Annotated in this window: 15 protein-coding genes; 12 read left to right on the forward strand and 3 right to left on the reverse strand. The window is 60.9% G+C overall.

Annotated features, from left to right (window positions below):
* The first annotated feature begins 64 nt into the window (after window positions 1-64).
* Window positions 65-1333 carry a malic enzyme-like NAD(P)-binding protein gene (locus JET17_RS01905; RefSeq protein ID WP_039603148.1) on the forward strand — a complete coding sequence of 423 codons (1269 nt, stop codon included), beginning with the start codon at window positions 65-67 and terminating at the stop codon, window positions 1331-1333.
* 141 nt (window positions 1334-1474) lie between these two features.
* Here the strand turns inward: JET17_RS01905 and JET17_RS01910 are convergent, their stop codons facing one another.
* Both JET17_RS01910 and ltrA read right to left on the reverse strand, forming a co-directional pair.
* Entirely contained in the window at window positions 1475-3925 is a 2451-nt protein-coding gene (locus tag JET17_RS01910) for a penicillin-binding protein 1A (RefSeq protein WP_420094563.1), read from the reverse strand.
* Between the two features lie 133 nt (window positions 3926-4058).
* Complete coding sequence (gene ltrA / locus JET17_RS01915) at window positions 4059-5765, reverse strand: group II intron reverse transcriptase/maturase (protein WP_012312325.1); 1707 nt, start codon at window positions 5763-5765, stop codon at window positions 4059-4061.
* A 1186-nt stretch (window positions 5766-6951) separates the two neighbouring features.
* Here ltrA and pilM point away from each other — a divergent pair.
* From pilM to JET17_RS01970, 11 genes are all read left to right on the forward strand, one after another.
* Window positions 6952-7800 (forward strand): type IV pilus biogenesis protein PilM, encoded by an 849-nt coding sequence (pilM, locus tag JET17_RS01920; RefSeq protein ID WP_012312326.1) that lies wholly within the window; start codon window positions 6952-6954, stop codon window positions 7798-7800.
* Window positions 7800-8336: a PilN domain-containing protein gene (locus JET17_RS01925; protein WP_012312327.1), complete on the forward strand. Its 537-nt coding sequence runs from the start codon at window positions 7800-7802 to the stop codon at window positions 8334-8336. Before pilM ends, JET17_RS01925 begins: the two co-directional genes overlap by 1 nt.
* Window positions 8333-9349: a pilus assembly protein PilP gene (locus JET17_RS01930; protein WP_012312328.1), complete on the forward strand. Its 1017-nt coding sequence runs from the start codon at window positions 8333-8335 to the stop codon at window positions 9347-9349. The genes JET17_RS01925 and JET17_RS01930 overlap by 4 nt, the downstream gene beginning before the upstream one ends.
* Window positions 9273-10541: a type IV pilus secretin PilQ gene (locus JET17_RS01935; protein WP_012312329.1), complete on the forward strand. Its 1269-nt coding sequence runs from the start codon at window positions 9273-9275 to the stop codon at window positions 10539-10541. The genes JET17_RS01930 and JET17_RS01935 overlap by 77 nt, the downstream gene beginning before the upstream one ends.
* Before the next feature lie 4 nt (window positions 10542-10545).
* On the forward strand, window positions 10546-11064 hold the full coding sequence (gene aroK / locus JET17_RS01940; RefSeq protein ID WP_039602073.1) for a shikimate kinase AroK: 519 nt from the start codon (window positions 10546-10548) through the stop codon (window positions 11062-11064).
* Between the two features lie 94 nt (window positions 11065-11158).
* Window positions 11159-12256, forward strand: coding sequence for a 3-dehydroquinate synthase (gene aroB, locus JET17_RS01945; RefSeq protein WP_012312331.1), 1098 nt, complete (start codon window positions 11159-11161; stop codon window positions 12254-12256).
* A 15-nt stretch (window positions 12257-12271) separates the two neighbouring features.
* Window positions 12272-13852: an SPOR domain-containing protein gene (locus tag JET17_RS01950; RefSeq protein ID WP_012312332.1), complete on the forward strand. Its 1581-nt coding sequence runs from the start codon at window positions 12272-12274 to the stop codon at window positions 13850-13852.
* 373 nt (window positions 13853-14225) lie between these two features.
* Window positions 14226-18671 (forward strand): glutamate synthase large subunit, encoded by a 4446-nt coding sequence (gene gltB / locus JET17_RS01955; RefSeq protein ID WP_012312333.1) that lies wholly within the window; start codon window positions 14226-14228, stop codon window positions 18669-18671.
* A gap of 123 nt (window positions 18672-18794) precedes the next feature.
* Window positions 18795-20213, forward strand: a complete 1419-nt coding sequence (locus JET17_RS01960) for an FAD-dependent oxidoreductase (protein ID WP_012312334.1) — start codon at window positions 18795-18797, stop codon at window positions 20211-20213.
* A gap of 151 nt (window positions 20214-20364) precedes the next feature.
* The gene (gene hemE, locus JET17_RS01965) at window positions 20365-21429 is read left to right on the forward strand and encodes a uroporphyrinogen decarboxylase (protein WP_012312335.1); all 1065 of its coding nucleotides are present in this window, start codon (window positions 20365-20367) and stop codon (window positions 21427-21429) included.
* A gap of 159 nt (window positions 21430-21588) precedes the next feature.
* Window positions 21589-21936: a YgiW/YdeI family stress tolerance OB fold protein gene (locus tag JET17_RS01970; RefSeq protein WP_012312336.1), complete on the forward strand. Its 348-nt coding sequence runs from the start codon at window positions 21589-21591 to the stop codon at window positions 21934-21936.
* 116 nt (window positions 21937-22052) lie between these two features.
* Here the strand turns inward: JET17_RS01970 and JET17_RS01975 are convergent, their stop codons facing one another.
* A complete protein-coding gene (locus tag JET17_RS01975) occupies window positions 22053-23297 on the reverse strand; it encodes an MFS transporter (protein WP_012312337.1) in 1245 nt (414 codons plus the stop codon).
* Window positions 23298-23364: the final 67 nt, after the last annotated feature.

The following is a 23364-nucleotide window of genomic DNA, read 5'->3' on the forward strand; positions in this document are numbered from 1 at the left end:
GGCTCCCCGGCTCTTTGCGTATCCTCGGCGGTCCGTCAGAACAGTAAATAGCGGAATGCCCACCATGTCAGACCTGAAAACCGCCGCTCTCGAATACCACGCTCAACCTCGTCCGGGGAAACTGAGCGTCGAGCTCTCCAAGCCCACCGCCACCGCCCGCGATCTCGCCCTGGCCTACAGCCCAGGCGTTGCAGAACCGGTGCGTGAAATCGGCCGTGATCCTGAGCTGGCCTACAAATACACTGGCAAGGGCAACCTTGTTGCAGTTATTTCCGATGGCACCGCCATCCTCGGTCTGGGTGACCTTGGCCCACTGGCTTCCAAGCCGGTCATGGAAGGCAAGGGTGTTCTGTTCAAGCGTTTCGCCGGTATCGACGTATTCGATATCGAAGTCGAGTCGGAAAGCCCGCAAGCTTTCATTGACACCGTTCGCCGCATCTCGATCACCTTCGGTGGCATCAACCTCGAAGACATCAAGGCGCCAGAGTGCTTCGAAATCGAGCGCACCCTGATCGAGCAGTGCGACATTCCAGTGTTCCACGATGACCAGCACGGCACCGCAATCGTTACCGCAGCCGGTATGATCAACGCCCTGGAAATCGCAGGCAAAAAGCTCGAAGACGCCAAGATCGTCTGCCTGGGTGCCGGCGCTGCCGCCATCTCCTGCATGAAGCTGCTGGTCAGCATGGGCGCCAAGGTCGAAAACATCTTCATGATCGACCGCAGCGGCGTGATCCACGCTGGCCGTGACGACCTGAACCAGTACAAGGCCCAGTTCGCTCACGCTACCGACAAACGCACCCTGGCTGATGCGCTGGACGGTGCCGATGTGTTCGTTGGCCTGTCCGGCCCGAACCTGCTGAGCGCGGAAGGCCTGAAATCGATGGCTGCCAACCCGATCGTGTTCGCCTGCTCGAACCCGGACCCGGAGATCTCGCCAGAGCTGGCTCATGCCACCCGCAACGACGTGATCATGGCTACCGGTCGTTCCGACTACCCGAACCAGGTCAACAACGTGCTGGGCTTCCCGTTCATCTTCCGTGGTGCCCTGGACGTACGCGCCAAGCGTATCAACGAAGAAATGAAGATCGCCGCCGCCATCGCCCTGAAGGACCTGGCCAAGCTGCCGGTGCCTAAGGAAGTTTGCGAAGCCTATGGCGTTGAAGGCCTGGAATTCGGTCGCGAGTACATCATTCCGAAGCCGCTGGACGCACGTCTGATCACCGTGGTTTCCGATGCCGTAGCCAAGGCTGCCATCGAATCCGGCGTGGCTACCCTGCCATATCCGAAGCACTACCCGCTCAACAGCGTTGACGAAGTGTTCAACGGCTGAAGCAGGGCGCAAAAAAGAACCGGCTCATATGAGCCGGTTTTTTTTTGTTCAAGCTGCGAGCTACAAGCTACAAGCCGGATCGTGCTAGTACTGACTGGCGCGGTGGGACAGCCAGTATAGGAACCTCTTGCAGCTTGCAGCTCAGAACAGATCCATGGGCGCCGCTTCATCGGCCGGCAGCGGGCTGCCCGGCGCTGCACCGTTGCCCAGTTCATCCACCGACGGTGGCGAATCTTCAGCCTTGAACAGTTCGAAGTAGGCGTTAGGCGTGCTTGGAGAGGCCGCACGACCGCTGACCGGGTCGACCCGCAGGCTGAGGATGCCTTCCGGTTCTGCAGGCGGGTGGTTGGGCTTGTCCTTCAGGGCCGCGCCCATGAAGCTCATCCAGATCGGCAGGGCAGCCGTCCCGCCGTATTCGCGGCGACCCAGGGTTTCCGGCTGGTCGAAACCGACCCAGACGGTAGTGACGTAATCGGCGTTGTAGCCGGAGAACCAGGCATCCTTGGACTCGTTGGTGGTGCCGGTCTTGCCCGCCAGGTCCGTACGACCCAGGGCCAGGGCGCGGCGCCCGGTCCCGCGTTTGATCACGTCTTGCAGCATGCTGGTGAGGATGTAGGTGGTACGGCCATCAATGATCTGCTCGGCGGTTACCGGTACCTGTGTGGCGGGTGCGGGCAGGCCAGGAACGGACGGCGCCTCACCTGGCAGCGACGCCGTGCTGATCGGCTGTTCTGGTGCCGCCAGGCCCGCATCGTCTTCGGCGCCCTGCGGCACGCGCGCAGGGTTGGCGGTGAACAGCGTCTCGCCGTTGCGGCTCTCGATGCGCTCGATCAGGTACGGGTTGATCTTGTAACCACCGTTGGCGAAGGTGCTCCAGCCGGTGGCGATTTCCATTGGCGTCAGGGTCGCGGTGCCCAATGCCAGCGACAGGTTGGGCGGCAGGTCCTGTTTGTTGAAGCCGAACTTGGTGATGTAGTCGATGGTACGCCCTACGCCCATGGCCTGCAGCAGGCGGATCGATACCAGGTTGCGCGACTTGTACAGCGCTTCGCGCATTCGAATCGGGCCGAGGAAGGTGTTGGTGTCATTCTTGGGTCGCCATTCCTTGTCCAGGTACTCGTCGACGAACACGATCGGAGCGTCGTTGACCAGGCTGGCGGCGGTATAGCCACTGTCCAGTGCTGCGCTATAGATGAACGGCTTGAAGCTTGACCCTGGCTGGCGCTTGGCCTGCATGGCGCGGTTGTAGTTGCTCTGCTCGAACGAGAAACCCCCAACCAGCGCACGGATGGCGCCGTTGTAAGGGTCCAGAGTAATCAGTGCACTCTGTGCTGCCGGCACCTGGCTGAACTTCAGTTTGCCGTCGTCCAGCCGCTGCACGCGCACCAGGTCGCCAACCTGGGCTACGTCTGCCGGCGATTGTGGCGCCCGGCCCTGCGCATTGCTATTGATGAACGGGCGCGCCCACTTCATGGTGTCCCAGGCGACGTCTTCTTCCTTGCCGCCACGGGTCAGCACCTTCAGGCCACTCTTATCAACCTGGGTAACGATGGCCGGTTCCAGCCCGCCCAAGGTGCGCTGCTTGTTCAATTCCTGCAGCCAGGCAGCCTGGCCTTTGCCCGGGAAGCGCGATTCAGGGCCGCGGTAGCCGTGGCGCTCATCATAATCGGACAGGCCACCGTGAACGGCCTTGTTGGCGATTTCCTGCATGTCGCTCGGCACTGTGGTGGTGACGCGGAAACCCTCGGTATACGCATCGCTGCCATAGCGGCCAACCATTTCGGCACGGGCCATCTCGGCGATGTAGGGCGCGTTAACCTCAGGCGCCGATACGTGGTAGCTGGCGTTGAGCGGTTCGGCCAGGGCGGCCTGGTAGCTCGCCTCGTCAATCTTGCCGAGCTTGTACATGCGGCCCAGGATCCAGTCGCGACGCTCTTTTGCACGCACCGGGTTGGCCAAAGGGTTGAAGCGCGACGGTGCCTTGGGCAGGCCGGCGATCATCGCCATCTGCGCCAGGCTCACGTCACGGATCGACTTGCCATAGTAAACCTGTGCGGCAGCGTCGATGCCGTAGGCGCGGTTGCCCAGGTAGATCTTGTTCACGTACAGCTCGAGGATTTCGTCCTTGGTCAGTTCGCGCTCGATCTGCAGGGCCAGGAGAATCTCGTTGGTCTTGCGCGAGAAGCTGCGCTCGCTGGTGAGGAAGAAGTTCTTCGCCACCTGCATGGTGATTGTGCTGCCGCCGGTCTGTATGTGACCGGTTTTCACCAGTTGGGTCGCGGCGCGCATCAGGCTTCCCGGGTCGACGCCGTAGTGATTGAGGAAATTGTCGTCCTCTGCTGACAGAAGCGCCTGAATGAATTGCGGGGGAATGTCCGCGAAGCGGATGGGCGAGCGGCGCATTTCGCCAAACTCGGCGATCAGCTTGCCATCGCTGCTGTACACCCTCAGGGGGATCTGCAACTGGATGCTTCTGAGCGAATCGACCGACGGCAGGTTGGGGCTAAGATACAGAAACGCACCGCTCACACCGAGTACGAGCGCGCAGATGACTGCGACGAAAGACCACCAGAAGAACTTCAGCAGGCGTATCAAGGCTTTTGGGTGTCCAGGTTGAGGGGTGAGTTGCGCACGGAGCCGGCGGACGAAAAAGTCGGGTGGGAGCCAGCCATTGCTGGCTGACTCCCCCCTAAGAACCGTACGTGCGCCTTTCAGCGCATACGGCTCAAGCCTTCTTTAAGCCCCCAAGGGGAGCCGGCTTGGTCACGTACAGACCACGCGTGTGGAGCTGGTTATGACAGTTGGGGTGCAAGAGTACCCGATTGGCCAAGGCGTCACCACCGTCAACGGCCCGGTGGATGATGTGGTGGTCGTGCCACCCCGTTTCCTTGGTGATCGGTTGCTTGCAAAGCAAACACAGGCCGTTTTGGCTGGCGTATAGGCTGCCGATTTGTTTCCGGTACTGCAGCTTTTTCAGCATCCGGTCCATCCGCAGTTTTTCGCTTTGGGCCTCCATGGCAGGGTCATAAGGGTTGTAATCCCCACTCACCTTTTTGTGTCGCTCGATCGGCGTGCTCGCGAGCGAGCAAAGCTCGATCTCCCGTCTCCTCCCAGCATCGTCCACTGTCGTGGTGGCGAAAACCCAGTTCCGTTCTCCGGAGGCTCGGAAGTACTTCTTCCTAACCCAGTCGAGGGACTTGTTTGGATGTCGCCGTTTCGCCCAACGCCACAGTTTTACAAACACTCGGTGGTCCATCCGGCTGTACGTTTGCTTGGCTACCACTGGCTGATGGTATAGCGCCCAACCCCTCAGCATCGGATTTAGCAGTTGGATTAGATCCTCTTGCTTACTCGTCTTGTGGGTGTTGATTGCCTCCCTGATCTTGCCGTAGAACGCTTTAACGTTCTTTTTGCTCGGTTTGATCAGCAGCTTTCCTTCGTATTTCCGGAAATTCCATCCAAGGAAGTCGAAGCCTTCGTCGATGTGAGCAATACGCGTTTTCTTGAGTGACAACCGCAGTCCACGCTTCGCGAGGAACTGTTCTACCCAAGGTTTTACTTCGTTCTCCAGCACTTCCGAGGAAGTGCCAGTAATCACGAAATCATCCGCGTATCGCACCACATTCACCTTCAGCTTCTTCGCCCTTGTCACTCCTAGGTGTTGCTTGAGGAGTGTTTCCAGACCATCCAGTGCCAGATTCGCCAACACCGGGGAGATAATTCCCCCTTGTGGCGTGCCTGCATCCGTTGCGTGCAACTGCCCCTTGTGGATGACTCCAGCCTTCAACCACTGCCGAAGCATCCGGTTATCCGTAGGGGCGTTTCCTAACAGCCATTCATGGTTGATGTTGTCGAAGAACCCTTCGATGTCTGCGTCCAAAACCCAACAGGCGGAAGCCTGTTTGGAAAGACACAGGAAGAGCTGCGCCATCGCATCCGCCGTACAACGTTCGATCCTAAAGCCGTAGCTATTCGGATCGCCCTGGGTTTCTGCGATGGGAGACAGGGCCAGCATGTACAGTGCTTGCATGGCCCTATCCGTCATGGTCGGTATGCCCAGAGGGCGTTCCCGTCCATCCGACTTCGGGATGTAGACTCGCCGTAGTGGCCGAGCCCGGTAACCCCGCGTCTTCAACTGACCAACCGCATTCCATTTAGCGTTGGGTGTGTCCCAGAGTTGCCTATCGACTCCCGCCGTGCGGCTTCCCTGATTTTCCGTGACTCTCCGTACGGCCAAGTATCTGGCCGACTTCGAGTGGGTAAGCATCCGTTGCAGGGATTTAACCTTGCGCCATTTGCCTTCCCGACAAGCCTTCGCAATTCGCACCTGCATTCCCCGGACATTCCGCTGAACCCGACGCCAATCGACGTCATGCCACTGCTGCGGAGTGCCGGAAAGCGCAGGCTCACCTTGCTGGCTGAGCTCTTTCATGCTGCTTTCCTCTCAAAGTGATACCACCCGAGCGGAAGGCGCACGTACCCCTGAGGGGCGCGTGCACCCCGTCAGGGTTGGATGATCAAGGGCCAATGAAGCCAGCCCTGAAGTTGATGAGACGGTCTCAGTCAGAGTCATTGCGGCAGAAGACCACGCAGAAGTCTGCCCGGTTTCCCGTGGGGTGATGTTCCAACCCCTATCCAAGCCATTACAGCCTGGCGTTCGCTTTCTCTGCGATCCCATACCCGCACCGCCAACAGTGTTCCTTACGGTTCACCTGCCCACAGGGCAGCGATACGGGCTTACCACGTTCCCTGTCTGTCACACGACTGGGTTAGGGCCCACCTTTTCACCGGTGATCTTGAAGGCGACGTATCCCCAAGCGCTACGGAGATATCCGATCACGTACCTTTTGGTTCAAGCCTGTCAGCAGCTTTGGCTTGGCAATGCTTACGGTGTTTATCAGTGGTTCACATACGTTACCCATACCAGTCAGCCTAGCGCCTCAACCCGGCACTGCTCCGAGTCTCCGCACCTCTCCTCGCGGAGAGAATGCACCCGAGGTGGGGGCTACATTGTCAGACGGGCTTCACACACCACCGTTGCCAGTGATGCATGCCGTCGTAGGCTACCGTTGGTCGCACAACGAGTCCGCTACTGCTCCATGTAGGCGGCAGTTGGACAATGACAGACAGAGCTTCCGCTCATGTCTCCAGAGGAAGGACCGAACCAAGACGGTGAAATGACCGTTGGTCGGGAAGTTGTTACCTCCTGTTTCAAAATAAGCAGGAGGGGACCCCTGCGGGGGTCTTCTCCCCCGCTTGGGTTGGTGTGTAGAGGGCTCTCCAAAACCGGGATTGCCGGTCCTGCGGTCGTGCTACCGAGAGCTGAACGACCTTGGGTTTTGCCATCCGCCGCAGCGTTAAGTCCTTGAAGGCAGTGGACTTCTGGGTTGGTTTTGTTTCTTGGGGATGGGTACCCAAGTTTTCGGTTTCCTTTGGAAAACCACATCAAGCTGACCATACAGCTTGGTGGGAGGAGACACGCAAAACGTGTCGCACAACGCTGGGCATTATAAGCATTTTTCGCCTCGCCGGGTGACCGGCCGGGCGGCCCGCTGCACCGTCTGGTCATCAAACCATGGTGCTGGCGCGGGTTTCAGGGCTGACACAAAGGAGCAGCGATGCTTGGACGCATTGGCAAGGATGCCGGTTCACTGTTGGGGGTTGAAATTGCCGCCGATTCGGTTCGGCTTGTACAACTGCGACGTAGAAAAGGGCGCTGTGAGCGTCTTGCCTGGGAGGTTGAGCGATTCGAGCCCGCAGGTACTGCTGATTGGTGGCAGGTGCCCGATCGCGTTGTTGCGGCGCTGCGTAGTGCTTGTCGGCGCAGTGGCAGTCGCCAGCGCAGGGTCGCAGTGGCCCTGCCTGCCTCGCAGGTAATCTGCAAGTTGTGCCAGCTACCGGCAGACCTGCCAGTAGCCGAGATGGAGGCGCAACTTTTGGCTGATGCGGACAGGTTGTTTCCGTTTCCGCTGGAAGACCTGGTGATGGACTTCCAGGTTTTGGGTGCTTCATGTGGACAGGCTGGCGCACATGATGTCCTGGTGGTGGCCTGCCGGCAGACCGTGCTGCAGCCGTTGGAAGCGCTGTTCGATGAGGCTGGGTTGCAGCTGGAGGTCGTGGAGGTCGACAGCATCGCCTTGTTGCGAATGATGCCACAACCGCGTGCAGACGGCTCCGCGCTGCTGCGTCTCGAGCCCGGCGGCGCAACCCTGCATTGCTGGTCACAGGGTATGTTGCCGCAGCGGCGCGAAGTGGCCTTGGGCCGGCTGGGTGAACTGTTTGTCGATGATCTACAGGTACAAGACCTGCTTCTGACGGGAAGCGTGCTGCTTGAGCAAGTTCGGCTCGGTGAATTGTTCGACCAGTTGAGTATGCCTTGCCGGCCATTGCCGCAGGTGGCAGGTCTTACATGCCACGACGACAATATGGCACTGGCGGCTGCCCTGGCGCTGGGAGCTTTGCGCTGATGCTGCGTATCAATCTTCTGCCCTGGCGCGAGCAGCAGCGCCAGGCGGCGCTTCGCCGCTTGCGGTTCATGCTGCTTGGCGGTGTGGTGCTGGCACTGTGTGTTGTGTTGTTGATGGACCAGCTGGCACGCCAGCGTGCGCAGCATCATGCTAATGCCAACCTCGCTCGTCAGGCCGTCATCACAGAGCTCAATACGCAGTTGGAGCAGCTAGACGGTATTCAGAAGGCCATCGACGCAGTAAGGGCCCAAACGACCGTACTGGACGCCTTGTACGCTGATCAAGAGCTTCTGACGACGCTGTTTACCGATCTGGAGCGGGCATTGCCTGAGGGCGTTCAGGTTGTCGAACTGAGGGTCGAGGGTGAGCGGTTGCACTTGGCTGGGCTGGCCGCTTCCAGTGCTGTGATCGCTCAGTTGATGCGGGATCTCGGGCGCTCCGGGATATTGCTCGATCTGGAACTGAAGCGGATCAAGAGCATGCCTGCAGGAGAAGAGTTCTTGCTGCTGGCGCGGATGTCGGCGTCCTGGTCGTGAATCTGCTCTTGCGTCTGGACTGGCAGGCGCTCGTCGCGCGCTCGCGCTTGTTCCGATGTGCACTGCCGATAGTCACGGCGTGCCTTGTATTTGCGGCTGGGTGCCTGGTTCGCTGGCCGGAATGGCGGCAACTGCAGCAGACAGAGCAGGCAAACCAAAGGACCCTGAACGACATGCATCAGGCCAAGGCCACCCAAGTGTTGGCACGTGTGCATTCCCCGCAAGCGCTGAGTGAAGCCCAGCGGCGCCTGGACGATATGCGATGGCGCCTGGCGGCTGGGGGCGAAATCAGTGATCTGCTCGATCAGTTGGCCGCGTCGGGGCCTGTGCATGGGCTGCATTTCGAGCAACTTGAGGTACTGGAGGAGCAGAGTCAGGCAGGTTTTGGACGAACGCCGCTGGATGTGCAGGTAGTGGGGCGTTACGCGGCATTGCGAATGTGGCTCGATGATTGGCTTGGGCAGGTTCGCCTGCTGCGTGCCGGTGATATGCATCTGGCCAGTGCTCATGGCAGGCCCGGATTGTTGAGGTTAAGGCTGCGTGTCGACGCCTTCCATGCCGATGGGGCGGTGGCAGAGCCGGAATCACTGGCTTGGTTGCCTGCCCGTGATCACATTAAGCCACCTGTTGCCGATCCGTTTTCAGTTTGGTCGGGCCGCGCTGTCAGGCAAGGGCTCGCCAATATACCGCTTGCTCAGCTTGAAATGGTCGGCAGCTTGTCCCGAGGCATGCAGCATGAGGCTCTGCTGTTGTCTTCAGGGCGGCTCTATCGCGTGCGTTCCGGTGACCGGCTGGGGCGCGATGAGGGGGTGGTAGTGCGCGTAGATGAGCAACAGGTCGAGGTGTGCGAACGGTTGTTCGTAGGAGGCACTTGGCGTGAGCGCACTACATTGCTGACGCTCAGGAAGGGCGTGGACAGGGAGATCCAGGAGGACAATGAACGGGTTGATGAAGTGGCTGGTGGCGGCATTGCTGCCGATGCCGTTGCTGGCGGCAACGCCTTATCGGGGTGAACCGATTTCGCTGAACTTCCAGGACGTAGAAGTGCGCCTTGTGTTGCAGGTGCTTGCCGATTATGCCGGGATCAATCTGGTCGCAAGCGACACGGTGCAGGGCAGTATTACCTTGCGTCTGCAGGATGTTCCTTGGGATCAGGCTCTGGAACTGGTGTTGCGCAGCAAAGGGCTGGGCCGGCGGGAGGAGGGCAATGTGCTGTTGGTGGCGCCAGCGGTTGAGCTGGCCGAACAGGCTCTGGGAGCGCGCATGGGGTTGGAGCTGGAGGCCCAATCGCGGCCGTTGCGCCGCGAGTTGCTGCCGATACACCACGCCGAGGCCTCGGAACTTGCCGAGTTGCTGCTGGCTACGTTGGCCGATGACGGCATTCTGACTGGCCGCGGTAGTTTGAGTGTGGATGTGCGCACCAATACGCTGGTTGCGCACCAGCCTGAGGACCGGCTTGCCGAGTTGCGCCAGTTGGTTGCGCAACTGGATGTGCCGGTACGACAGGTAGAGATCGAGGCGCGCATCGTGGAGGCCAATGTCGATTACGAGAACAGCCTTGGGGTGCGCTGGGGCCCTCGCCTCTACAGCGAAGCCCCTGCTTTGGGCAAGGACGTGTTTGTTGATCTTGGCATGGAGCGGGCCGGCTCCAGCATCGGCTTTGGAGTGTTGCGTGGGGGCGTGCTGTTGGACCTTGAACTCAGCGCCATGGAGAAGACCGGCAATGGTGAAATCATTTCCCAGCCCAAGGTGGTCACCGCTAACAACGAAACTGCCCGCATCCTCAAAGGTACCGAAGTCCCTTACCAGGAGACCACGAAGAGTGGCGCTACGTCGGTTACATTCCGCGAGGCGTCGCTGTCGTTGGAGGTCACTCCGCAGATCACGCCGGACGGCAAGGTGATCATGACGGTCAAGGTGACCAAGGACGAGCCTGATTTCGTCAATGCCTTGAACGATGTGCCGCCGATCCGCAAGAACGAGGTCAATGCCAAGGTACGGGTAGCTGACGGGGAAACCATCGTCATTGGCGGTGTGTATTCGACTACGCAAAACAATGTGGTGGACAAGGTGCCATTTTTCGGCGATCTGCCGTATGTTGGGCGGCTGTTTCGACGCGATGCATTACAAGAGAAAAAATCCGAGCTGCTGGTCTTCCTGACTCCGCGTATCATGAATGACCAGGCGATTGCTGTGAGTCGTTGATTCTGTGCGAAATTTGATACTTGTAGGGCCCATGGGCGCTGGAAAAAGCACCATCGGGCGCCTGTTGGCCAAAGAGCTGCGCCTGCTGTTCAAAGATTCCGACAAGGAAATCGAACTGAAAACAGGCGCCAACATCCCGTGGATCTTCGACAAAGAAGGCGAGCCGGGCTTCCGTGACCGTGAGCAGGCGATGATCGCCGAGCTCTGCGCGCTCGATGGCGTGGTCGTGGCGACCGGCGGCGGCGCGGTGATGCGCGAGGCCAACCGCCAGGCCCTGCACCATGGTGGCCGGGTGATCTACCTGCATGCCTCAGTGGAACAGCAGGTCGGGCGTACTGCGCGCGATCGCAATCGCCCGTTGCTGCGTACTGCCAATCCGGAAGCGACTTTGCGTAGCCTTCTTGAAGCACGCGACCCGCTCTACCGTGAGATCGCCGACATCGTGGTTGAAACCGACGAACGGCCCCCGCGCATGGTCGTACTGGATATTCTCGAGCGCTTGCAGCAGTTGCCGCCCCGGTAGGCCGGGACTATTCTCGGCCAGCGCCGAGGCGAGGTTCAACGTTACCGCGTGGGTCGCTCAGCCGACGCCGCGCCCAAGTACATTGTGGGGATACATGCAGACACTTAAGGTCGACCTGGGCGAGCGCAGCTACCCGATCTACATTGGCGAAGGCCTGCTTGACCAGCCAGAACTGCTGGCGCCGCATATTGCCGGCCGGCAGATTGCCATCGTTTCCAACGAGACCGTCGCGCCCCTGTATCTCGAACGCCTGAGCAAGGCGCTGGGTGCCTATTCGGTGCTGCCAGTGATCCTCCCGGATGGCGAAGCCCACAAAAACTGGGAAACCCTGCAGTTGATCTTCGACGGCCTCCTCACGGCCCGGCACGACCGCCGCACCACGGTGGTGGCCCTCGGTGGTGGCGTTATCGGCGACATGGCCGGCTTCGCTGCGGCGTGCTATCAGCGCGGCGTCGATTTCATCCAGGTACCGACCACCCTGCTTTCCCAGGTGGACTCCTCTGTCGGCGGCAAAACCGGCATCAACCATCCGCTAGGCAAGAACATGGTGGGTGCGTTCTACCAGCCCAACGCCGTGCTGATCGACACCACCACCCTCAATACCCTGCCCGAGCGCGAGCTGTCGGCGGGCCTGGCCGAAGTGATCAAGTACGGGCTGATCTGCGACAAGCCCTTCCTTGGTTGGCTCGAGGACAATATCAAGGCTTTGCGCGCCCTCGAGCCAGCGGCGCTGACCGAAGCGATCCAGCGCTCATGTGCAGCCAAGGCCGCGGTGGTCGGGGCTGATGAACGTGAGTCTGGTGTGCGCGCAACGCTCAACTTGGGGCATACCTTCGGGCATGCCATCGAAACGCATATGGGCTACGGTGTCTGGTTGCACGGCGAAGCCGTGGCAGCGGGTACGGTGATGGCCCTGGAGATGTCGATGCGTCTGGGCTGGATCGATCAGTCCGAGCGCGATCGCGCAATCCGCCTGCTGCAGGATGCAGGTTTGCCGGTGGTGCCACCACAGGAAATGACCCCGGCGCATTTCATGGAGCATATGGCGGTCGACAAGAAGGTGATTGATGGGCGTTTGCGTCTGGTGCTCCTGCGCCAGATGGGCGAAGCCGTGGTTACCGACGACTATCCGAAAGAGATTCTTCAGGCCACGCTGTCGGCGGATTACCGCGCGATCGTGGCCCAGCTTTGAGGTTGTGACAGCGCAATGACCAGTTTGCATGCCGATGAGGCGTTTCTCGACCATTACCAGTTGAGCCACGATCCGTTCGCGCCGCGTGTGCCCGGCTTCAAGTTTTTCCCTGCCCAGCGCAAGCCTGTGCTCGGCCAACTGCACCACCTGGCCCGTTACAGCCAGCTGATGCTGGTGGTTACAGGCCCGGTCGGCAGTGGTAAAACCTTGTTGCGCCAGGCCTTGGTGGCCAGTACCAACAAGCAGTCGGTACAGAGCGTAGTGGTATCGGCGCGCGGCGCCAGCGACGCCGCCAGCGTGCTGGGCCAGGTGGCCCAGGCGCTGGACGTGGCCCCGGCGGAAGTTCAGGCGATCCTCTCCAAGGTGGTACAGCTTGCCCTCACCGGGCAGGAAGTCTATTTACTGGTGGACGATGCGGAACAACTCGACGAGTCGGCACTCCAAGCGTTGCTGGAGCTGGCGGCAGGTGTCCCGGAGGGGCGCCCGCACGTGTTCCTGTTCGGCGAAGCGTCGCTGATCGCCGGGTTGGATGAGATCCATGTCGAGGAAGAACGTTTCCACGTCATCGAACTCGCCCCCTACAGCGAGGAAGAGACCCGCGAGTACCTGGAGCAGCGCCTGGAAGGTGCAGGCCGGGGCATCGAGGTGTTCACCCATGAGCAGATCGTCGATATTCATGAACACTCCGACGGTTGGCCTGGCAACATCAACCAGGTCGCCCGCGATACCTTGATCGAAGCCATGATCGCCAGCCGTAGTACGGCGAAGCGACCAACCATGGGGTTCAAAATGCCTAAGAAACACGTGCTCGCGCTGTCCGCTGTCGTTGTGGTGGCCGTTGCTGCCGCGGTTCTCATGCCCAAGAAAAGCGACAAGGCGGCTACGGATGCGCCCGCGGCCCAAGCCCAATTGCCGCTGGGGGAAGCAAAGCCCACTGACCCGGCCATCGAATTCTCAGGCTCGTCGCAGCCGATGCCACTGCCCTTGGTTGGCCAGTCGCAGCCGGTGATGCGCGAGCCGCTGGCGCAGGCCGCCGGCATGGGGGATGGTGAAGAAGGTGGCCCGGCGGACAGCACTGCGCTGCAGCCAGGCAATCCGCCAACGGTAACGACCATTGCCCCGCCGCAGGGTGAGGCTGCAGGCCCCGCACCCACCATGGCCCAGGCCACCACCAGCGCGCCGCCGGCTCAGCCGGTTGCGCCTGCGCAGAAGCCGGTAGCAACCCAGCCGGCCAAGCCGGTTGCACCTGCCAAGCCCGCTCCGGCACCGACCCAGGTTGCCACTGCCAAACCTGCTGGCGGCAGCGGTAACAGCGGCTGGTACTCCGGACAGAAACCAGGCAATTATGTAGTGCAGATCCTTGGTACGAGCTCCGAAGCGTCGGCGCAGGCCTTCGTCAAGGCGCAGGGTGGCGACTATCGCTACTTCAAGAAAAACCTGCAAGGCAAGCCGCTCTACGTGGTCACCTACGGCAGCTTCGCCAACCGCGATGCAGCGGTTGCGGCAATCAAGAACTTGCCAGCGAAGGTTCAGGCTGGTAAACCTTGGCCACGTACTGTCGCCAGCGTCCAACAAGAGCTGGCTACGGCCCGCTGATACCTTCCGGGCGGCACCACCCCGCCGCCCAGTTGCTGAGCGATAACTGACTTTCGTCTAGCCTGCTGCGCCCGAGCGCGGCAGGCTTTTCTGTCCCAGGCTGCCGGCCACAAGCCAACCTTGCAGTCATGGCTGAAACGCTTCAGACTCGAGCCAAGCCGCTATCACGGCGCATGGCGCAAAAACATTCAAAATCGCGACATAAATTTTCAATGGTGAGACATGAAAATTTGTGGGCATCGCTGTCGCTGTGCAACAATGGTTTTCCATGGCCACCGCAAAAAAGCTGGCATTTGATCGGCGTGGATGGTAAGTGGTTGTTAAAAAAGAGATTTGCCTCCGGTTGAGAGGTGAACCTGGTGAGAAAGTGTCTATGAAAACAGGTCTGTACCATCCCGAAGAATTCAAGGACAACTGTGGTTTTGGCCTGATCGCCCATATGACGGGCGAACCCAGCCACCACCTTCTGCAAACTGCCATGCAGGCCCTGACTTGCATGACCCACCGCGGCGGCATCAACGCCGACGGCAAGACCGGTGACGGTTGCGGTCTGCTCATGCAGAAACCCGATCAATTCCTGCGCGCCGTGGCCCAGGAACACTTTGCCGTCGAGCTGCCCAAGCAGTACGCCGTTGGCATGGTGTTCTTCAATCAGGACCCGGTAAAAGCAGAAGCCGCTCGCGCCAACATGGACCGCGAAATCATCGCTGCCGGCCTGACCCTGATTGGCTGGCGCAAAGTTCCGATCGACACCAGCGTGCTCGGCCGCCTGGCGCTGGAGCGCCTGCCGCAGATCGAACAGGTGTTCATCGGCGGTGAAGGCCTGAGCGATCAGGAATTCGCCATCAAGCTGTTCAGTGCCCGTCGCCGTTCGTCCGTGGCCAACGCCCACGACGCCGACCACTACATCTGCAGCTTCTCGCACAAGACCATCATCTACAAAGGCCTGATGATGCCGCGCGATCTCGCGGCCTTCTATCCAGACCTGGACGACGAGCGCCTGCAAACCGCAATCTGCGTGTTCCACCAGCGCTTCTCTACCAACACCCTGCCGAAATGGCCGCTGGCGCAGCCGTTCCGCTTCCTCGCCCACAATGGCGAGATCAACACCATCACCGGTAACCGCAACTGGGCCATGGCCCGTCGCACCAAGTTCGCCAACGACCAGATCCCCGACCTCGAAGAGCTCGGCCCGCTGGTCAACCGCGTAGGGTCCGACTCCTCGAGCATGGACAACATGCTGGAGCTGATGGTCACCGGCGGTATCGACCTGTTCCGCGGCGTGCGCATGCTGGTACCGCCAGCCTGGCAGAACGTCGAGACCATGGACGCCGACCTGCGCGCGTTCTATGAATACAATTCCATGCACATGGAGCCGTGGGATGGTCCGGCCGGCATCGTCATGACCGAAGGCCGCCATGCGGTCTGCCTGCTTGACCGCAACGGCCTGCGCCCGGCGCGCTGGGTGACCACCAAGAATGGCTATATCACCCTGGCGTCGGAAATTGGCGTGTGGGACTACAAGCCTGAGGATGTAATCGCCAAGGGCCGTGTCGGCCCAGGCCAGATCTTCGCCGTGGATACCGAGACCGGCCACATCCTCGACACCGATGCCATCGACAACCGCCTGAAGTCGCGCCACCCGTACAAGCGCTGGCTCCGTCAGCACGCCTTGCGCATCCAGGCGACGCTCACCGACGACCAGGGCGCGGCCAGCTACGACGCTGACCAGCTCAAGCAGTACATGAAGATGTTCCAGGTCACTTTCGAGGAGCGTGACCAGGTTCTGCGCCCACTCGGTGAGCAAGGCCAGGAAGCGGTCGGTTCGATGGGTGACGACACGCCAATGGCCGTGCTGTCGCAGCGCGTGCGTTCGCCTTACGACTTCTTCCGCCAGCAGTTCGCCCAGGTCACCAACCCGCCGATCGACCCGCTGCGCGAAGCGATCGTCATGTCGCTGGAAATCTGCCTGGGTGCCGAGCGCAACATCTTCCAGGAATCTCCAGAGCACGCCTCGCGGGTAATCCTCAGCTCCCCGGTCATCTCGCCCGCCAAGTGGCGTTCGCTGATGAATCTGGAACGCGAAGGCTTCGACCGCCAGCTGATCGACCTCAACTACGAGGAAGGCATTGGCCTGGAAGCGGCCATCCGTAACATCGCCGACCAGGCTGAAGAAGCGGTCCGCGCGGGCAAGACCCAGCTGGTACTCAGCGACCGTTACATCGCACCGGGCAAGCTGCCGGTGCATGCTTCGTTCGCCGTTGGCGCGGTCCACCACCGCCTGACAGAAAAGGGCCTGCGTTGCGACAGCAACATTCTGGTCGAAACCGCCACCGCCCGTGACCCGCACCACTTCGCCGTGCTGCTGGGCTTCGGCGCCTCTGCGGTATACCCGTATCTGGCGTATGAAGTGCTGGCCGACCTGATCCGCACCGGCGAAGTGCTGGGCGACCTGGACGAAGTCTTCAAGTACTACCGCAAAGGCATCTCCAAGGGCCTGCTGAAGATCCTGTCGAAGATGGGCATCTCCACCATCGCCTCCTACCGTGGCGCCCAGCTGTTCGAAGCTGTGGGCCTGGCCGAAGAAGTCGTCGGCCTGAGCTTCAAAGGCGTCTCCAGCCGTATCAAGGGTGCGCGTTTCGTCGACCTCGAGGGCGACCAGAAGCTGCTCGCCGCTGAGGCCTGGAGCGCACGCAAGCCGATCCAGCAGGGTGGCCTGCTCAAGTTCGTCCACGGTGGTGAGTACCACGCCTACAACCCGGATGTGGTCAATACTCTGCAGGCCGCCGTGCAGCAGGGCGACTACGCCAAGTTCAAGGAGTACACCACGCTGGTCGACCAGCGCCCGGTGTCGATGATCCGCGACCTGCTGAAAGTGAAGGTGGCCGACGAGGCCCTGCCGCTGGATCAGATCGAGCCGCTGGAGGCGATCCTCAAGCGCTTCGACTCCGCCGGTATCTCGCTGGGTGCGCTGTCGCCAGAGGCTCACGAAGCGCTGGCCGAGGCCATGAACCGCCTGGGCGCGCGCTCCAACTCCGGTGAGGGCGGTGAAGACCCGTCGCGTTACGGCACCATCCGCAGCTCCAAGATCAAGCAGGTGGCCACCGGCCGCTTCGGCGTGACCCCGGAATACCTGGTCAATGCCGAGGTTCTGCAGATCAAGGTTGCCCAGGGCGCCAAACCGGGCGAGGGCGGCCAGTTGCCAGGCGGCAAGGTCAACGGCCTGATCGCCAAGCTGCGCTATGCGGTACCGGGCGTGACCCTGATCTCGCCGCCACCGCACCACGATATCTACTCGATCGAAGACCTGGCCCAGCTGATCTATGACCTCAAGCAGGTCAACCCTCAAGCCCTGGTATCGGTCAAGCTGGTGGCAGAGGCAGGCGTTGGCACCATCGCCGCTGGCGTGGCCAAGGCCTATGCCGACCTGATCACCATCTCAGGTTATGACGGTGGTACCGGTGCTTCGCCGCTGACCTCTATCAAGTACGCCGGCGCTCCGTGGGAACTGGGCCTGGCCGAAACCCACCAGACCCTGCGCGGCAACGACCTGCGCGGCAAGGTACGGGTACAGACCGACGGCGGCCTGAAGACCGGTCTGGATGTAATCAAGGCCGCTATCCTCGGTGCCGAAAGCTTTGGCTTCGGTACCGCACCGATGATCGCCCTGGGCTGCAAATACCTGCGCATCTGCCACCTGAACAACTGCGCCACTGGCGTGGCCACGCAGAACGACAAGCTGCGCAAGGACCACTACATCGGCACCGTCGACATGGTGATCAACTTCTTCACCTTCGTCGCCGAGGAAACCCGCGAGTGGCTGGCCAAGCTGGGTGTTCGCAGCCTGGGCGAGCTGATCGGCCGGACCGACCTGCTCGACGTGCTGCCAGGCGATACCGAACGCCAGCACTACCTGGACCTGTCGCCGCTGCTGGGCAGCTCGCACATCCCGGCCGACAAGCCGCAGTTCTGCGAAGTCGACAAGAACCCGCCGTTCGACAAGGGCGAGCTGGCCGAGAAGATGGTCGAAATGGCCCTGCCGGCCATCCGCGATCAGGCCGGTGGCGAGTTCGCGCTCGACATCTGCAACTGTGACCGCTCCATTGGTGCGCGCATCTCCGGCGAAATCGCCAAGCTGCACGGCAACCAGGGCATGGCCGCAGCGCCGATCACCTTCCGCTTCAAGGGTACCGCGGGCCAGAGCTTCGGCGTGTGGAACGCCGGTGGTCTGAACCTGTACCTGGAAGGTGACGCCAACGACTACGTCGGCAAAGGCATGACCGGTGGCAAGGTCACCATCGTGCCGCCAGCGGGCAGCCCGTTCGAAACCCAGCACAGCGCTATCGTCGGCAACACCTGCCTGTACGGCGCCACGGGCGGCAAGCTGTTCGCCGCCGGCACCGCAGGCGAGCGCTTTGCTGTGCGTAACTCCGGCGCCCACGCTGTTGTCGAGGGTACTGGCGATCACTGCTGTGAATACATGACCGGTGGCTTTGTCTGCGTTCTGGGCAAGACCGGTTACAACTTCGGCTCTGGCATGACTGGCGGCTTCGCCTACGTGCTCGACATGGACAACAGCTTCGTCGACAAACTTAACCACGAACTGGTGGAAATCCAGCGTATCAGTGGTGAAGCGATGGAAGCCTACCGTAGCCACCTGGCGCGGGTCCTTGGCGAATACGTGGAAGAAACCGGCAGCGAGTGGGGGCGTGAGCTCTCGGAGAACCTGGACGATTACGTGCGGCGCTTCTGGCTGGTCAAGCCGAAGGCGGCCAACCTCAAGCAACTGCTGTCCAGCACCCGTGCCAATCCGCAGTAAAAACAGCTGCAAGTGGCAAGCCTCAAGCTGCAAGTAAGAGCAGCTCGAGGTTTGCCCGGCTTAAGTGATCGTCTTGCGGCTTGCAGCTTGTAGCTTGCAGCTGCTGTTAAGAGGTTTTGAAAAATGGCTGAACGTCTGAGTAACGACTTCCAGTTCATCGAAGTGGGCCGAAAGGACCCGAAGAAAAAGCTGCTGCGCCAGCGCAAGAAGGAGTTCGTGGAAATCTACGAGCCCTTCAAACCCCAGCAGTCCGTAGAGCAGGCACACCGCTGCCTGGGCTGCGGTAACCCGTATTGCGAGTGGAAGTGCCCGGTGCACAACTTCATCCCTAACTGGTTGAAGCTGGTCTCCGAAGGCAACATCCTGGCTGCGGCGGAACTCTCGCACCAGACCAATACCCTGCCGGAAGTCTGCGGCCGTGTGTGCCCGCAGGACCGCCTGTGCGAGGGTGCCTGCACACTGAACGATGGCTTCGGCGCGGTGACCATCGGTTCGGTGGAGAAGTACATCACCGACACCGCTTTCGCCATGGGCTGGCGCCCGGACATGTCCAAGGTCAAACCGACCGGCAAGCGCGTTGCCATCATCGGTGCTGGCCCGGCGGGCCTGGGCTGTGCCGACGTGCTGGTGCGCGCCGGGGTTACCCCGGTGGTGTTTGACAAGAACCCTGAAATCGGCGGCTTGCTGACCTTCGGCATCCCTGAGTTCAAGCTGGAAAAGACCGTGCTGAGCAATCGTCGCGAAGTCTTCACCGGCATGGGTATCGAGTTCCGCCTGAACACCGAAGTGGGCACCGACATCACCATGGAACAGCTGCTCGCCGAGTATGACGCCGTGTTCATGGGTATGGGTACCTACACCTACATGAAGGGCGGCTTCCCAGGCGAGGATCTGCCTGGCGTGCATGACGCGCTGGACTTCCTGATCGCCAACGTCAACCGCAACCTGGGCTTCGAGAAGTCGCCGGAAGACTTCATCGACATGCAGGGCAAGAAAGTCGTGGTGCTGGGCGGTGGCGACACCGCAATGGACTGCAACCGCACCTCGATCCGCCAGGGCGCCAAGGCGGTGACCTGTGCCTACCGTCGTGACGAAGCCAACATGCCGGGCTCGCGCAAAGAGGTTAAGAACGCCAAGGAAGAAGGCGTGAAATTCCTCTACAACCGTCAGCCGATCGCCATTGTCGGTGAAGACAAGGTCGAAGGCGTGAAGGTGGTCGAGACCCGTCTTGGCGAGCCTGATGCCCGTGGCCGCCGCAGCCCTGAGCCAATCCCGGGCTCCGAAGAAATCCTCCCGGCGGACGCCGTGGTGATCGCGTTCGGCTTCCGCCCGAGCCCGGCACCCTGGTTCGAGCAGCATGGCATCCAGATGGACAGCCAAGGCCGCGTGGTGGCCCCGGAAAAAGGCAAGTTCAAGCACCAGACCAGCAACCCGAAAATATTCGCCGGTGGCGATATGGTGCGCGGTTCGGACTTGGTGGTGACCGCCATTTTCGAAGGTCGTACCGCTGCCGAAGGTATCCTGGATTACCTCGAAGTCTGATGGCTCCGATGGGGCCGGACAGCGGCCCCATCATTTTTTGTATACAAAATTGCTTGATCCACGGCACCCAATAGACAAAACGCATGGTCTCAACCGTGCCTTTTGCGCTGGCGTCTGAGAAAATGCCCGCACTTTTTTGCCGGATGCCGACATGACTGCCCTGAAGAACGATCGTTTCCTGCGTGCACTGCTCAAGCAACCCGTAGACGTCACCCCTGTATGGATGATGCGCCAGGCCGGCCGCTACCTGCCGGAATACCGCGCCAGCCGCGCCAAGGCCGGTGACTTCATGAGCCTGTGCATGAACCCGCAGTTCGCCTGTGAGGTCACCCTGCAGCCGCTGGAGCGCTACCCGCTTGACGCAGCGATCCTGTTCTCGGACATCCTCACCATTCCTGATGCCATGGGCCTGGGCCTGTACTTCGAGACAGGCGAAGGTCCGCGTTTCAAGAAGGTCATCAGCACCCCGGCCGACATCGAAGCCCTGCTAATCCCTGATCCGCAAAAAGACCTCGGCTACGTGATGGATGCCGTCAGTACCATTCGGCGCGAGCTGAACGGCCGTGTGCCGCTGATCGGTTTCTCCGGCAGCCCGTGGACCTTGGCCACCTACATGGTCGAAGGCGGTTCGTCCAAAGACTTCCGCAAGACCAAGGCGATGGCCTACGACAACCCGCAAGCCCTGCACTTGTTGCTGGACAAGCTGGCACAGTCGGTCACCAGCTACCTCAACGGGCAGATCCTGGCTGGCGCCCAGGCCGTGCAGATCTTCGATACCTGGGGCGGCAACCTGTCGGCGGCGGCGTATCAGGAGTTCTCCCTGGCCTACATGCGCAAGATCGTCAGCGGCCTGATCCGTGAGCACGATGGGCGCAAGGTGCCGGTAATCCTGTTCACCAAGAACGGCGGCCTGTGGCTGGAGAGCATCGCCGAAGCCGGCGCTGATGCCCTGGGCCTGGACTGGACCTGCGAGATCGGCGACGCCCGCCGCCGCGTTGGCGACAAGGTTGCCCTGCAAGGCAACATGGACCCGACCGTGCTGTACGCCAAGCCCGAGGCCATTCGCAACGAAGTGGCACGTATCCTGGCGAGCTATGGCAAAGGTACCGGCCATGTGTTCAACCTCGGTCACGGCATTACGCCGGAGGTCGACCCGGAGCATGCGGGTGTGTTCATCAACGCCGTGCATGAGCTGTCGGCGCAGTATCACCAGTGATCTGAATGCTAGTCAGGCAAGCGATTGGGGCCGCAAAGCGGCCCTGATAGCGCTAACTGACCGGCACTAGCCTGCGGGCAGGTTTTTGTTGCATTAAGTTTTAATTCAGCGATCGTCGCTAATCTGGTCCCATCGAAACCGAAACAGGACCCGATCCTCATGAAAACTCGTTACCTTGCCCTGATCCTCGCCCCCTTGTTCAGCACCGCTGCATTGGCCGCCGGCTACACCGGCCCGGGCGCCCAGTCGGTGACTACCGTTGCCGCTGCCAGTGACGCAGCCGATGACACCCCCGTGGTGCTGCAGGGCTATGTCACCAAGAAGATCGACAACGACGACAAGTACGAATTCAAGGACAGCACCGGCACCATCACCGTTGAGATCGACGATGAAGACCTGCCGCCGACGCCGTTCAACGACAAGACCAAGGTCAAGCTGACCGGTGAGGTGGAAAAGCACCTGATGAGCCGTGAAGTGGATGTGGACATTGTCGAGATCCTGAACTGATCTGAAGCCCCAATCGCCGGCAAGCCGGCTCCCACAGGTATCCCACTGCCCTTGATTACAGTGGTTTACCTGTGGGAGCCGGCTTGCCGGTGATTCGGCTGCAGAGCAGCCCTGTTTCAGGCAGCCTTGGGCGCCAGCTTGCTAAGGTGCAACGCCACCAGCAACGCTACCGCCAGGAGGCTGCCGATGAACAGCCCGATGCCACTCCAGCCCCATTGGTGCCAGAATACCCCGCCTGCCGTCCCGGCCACACTCGATCCCGCGTAATAGCAGAACAGGTACAGCGAAGAAGCCTGCCCCTTGGCCTTCAGCGCTCGGCGGCCGATCCAGCTGCTGGCCACCGAGTGCGCTCCGAAGAAGCCGAAAGTAAAGATCAGCATCCCAACGATAATCATCACCAGTGGGCTGGCCAATGTCATCAACAGCCCGGCCGCCATGACCAGAATGCTCGCCCAGAACACCCGCCGGCGCCCAAGTTTATCTGCCAGCGCACCCACTTGCGCCGAGCTGTAGATACCCGACAGATAGACCACCGAGAGCAGACCGACCAGCGCCTGGTTCATGTGATAGGGCTCGGCCAGCAAGCGATAGCCGATGTAGTTGAACAGGGTGACGAACGCGCCCATCAGCAGGAAGGCTTCGAGGAACAGCCAAGGCAGGCCCGCGTCCTTGAAGTGTATGACGAAGCCGTCCAGCAGGCTGCGCGGTTTGAGCGTCTGCGCCCTGAAATTTCGCGATTCGGGTAGCACCTTCCAGAACACCAGCGCGGCGATCAGGGCCAGGCCGCCGATGGTCAGCATTGCCGTGTGCCAGCTGACGAAGTCGATCAGAACACCGGTGATCAGGCGGCCGCTCATGCCGCCGATGGCATTGCCACCGATATACAAGCCCATGGCCAGGCCAATGTGCTGCGGGTGGATTTCTTCACTCAGGTAGGTCATCGCCACAGCCGCCAGGCCGCTCAGCGACAGACCCACCAACGCCCGCGTGGCGAGTACGCCTTCCCACGTCGGCATCACCGCGCTGACGATGGTCGATAACGCTGCGCAGAGCAGCGCAAAAACCATCACCGGCTTGCGCCCGATGCGGTCGGAAATCGGCCCGGTGATCAGCAGGCCGAACGCCAGCATGCCGGTCGACACCGACAGTACCAGGCTGCTCTGCGCGGCATTGATCGAAAACTCCTGCGACAGCAGCGGCATCATCGGCTGCACGCAATACAGCAGGGCGAAGGTCGCGAAGCCGCCGCTGAAAAGGGCCAATACGGTCTTCATGAAGGCAGGGGTGCCTTTCTCGATCCAGATATCGTTCAGCGGGGCAGGCTCGGGGTCGGCAGGAAGGGGGGCTACAGCAGTTTTCACGGGCGGGTACCTCTGGCGCAATGGAAAAAGCATATAGCTGGCTAATGATTAGATCCAATATATTGTT

The organism is Pseudomonas putida (assembly GCF_016406145.1).
Lineage (GTDB): Bacteria > Pseudomonadota > Gammaproteobacteria > Pseudomonadales > Pseudomonadaceae > Aquipseudomonas > Aquipseudomonas putida_E.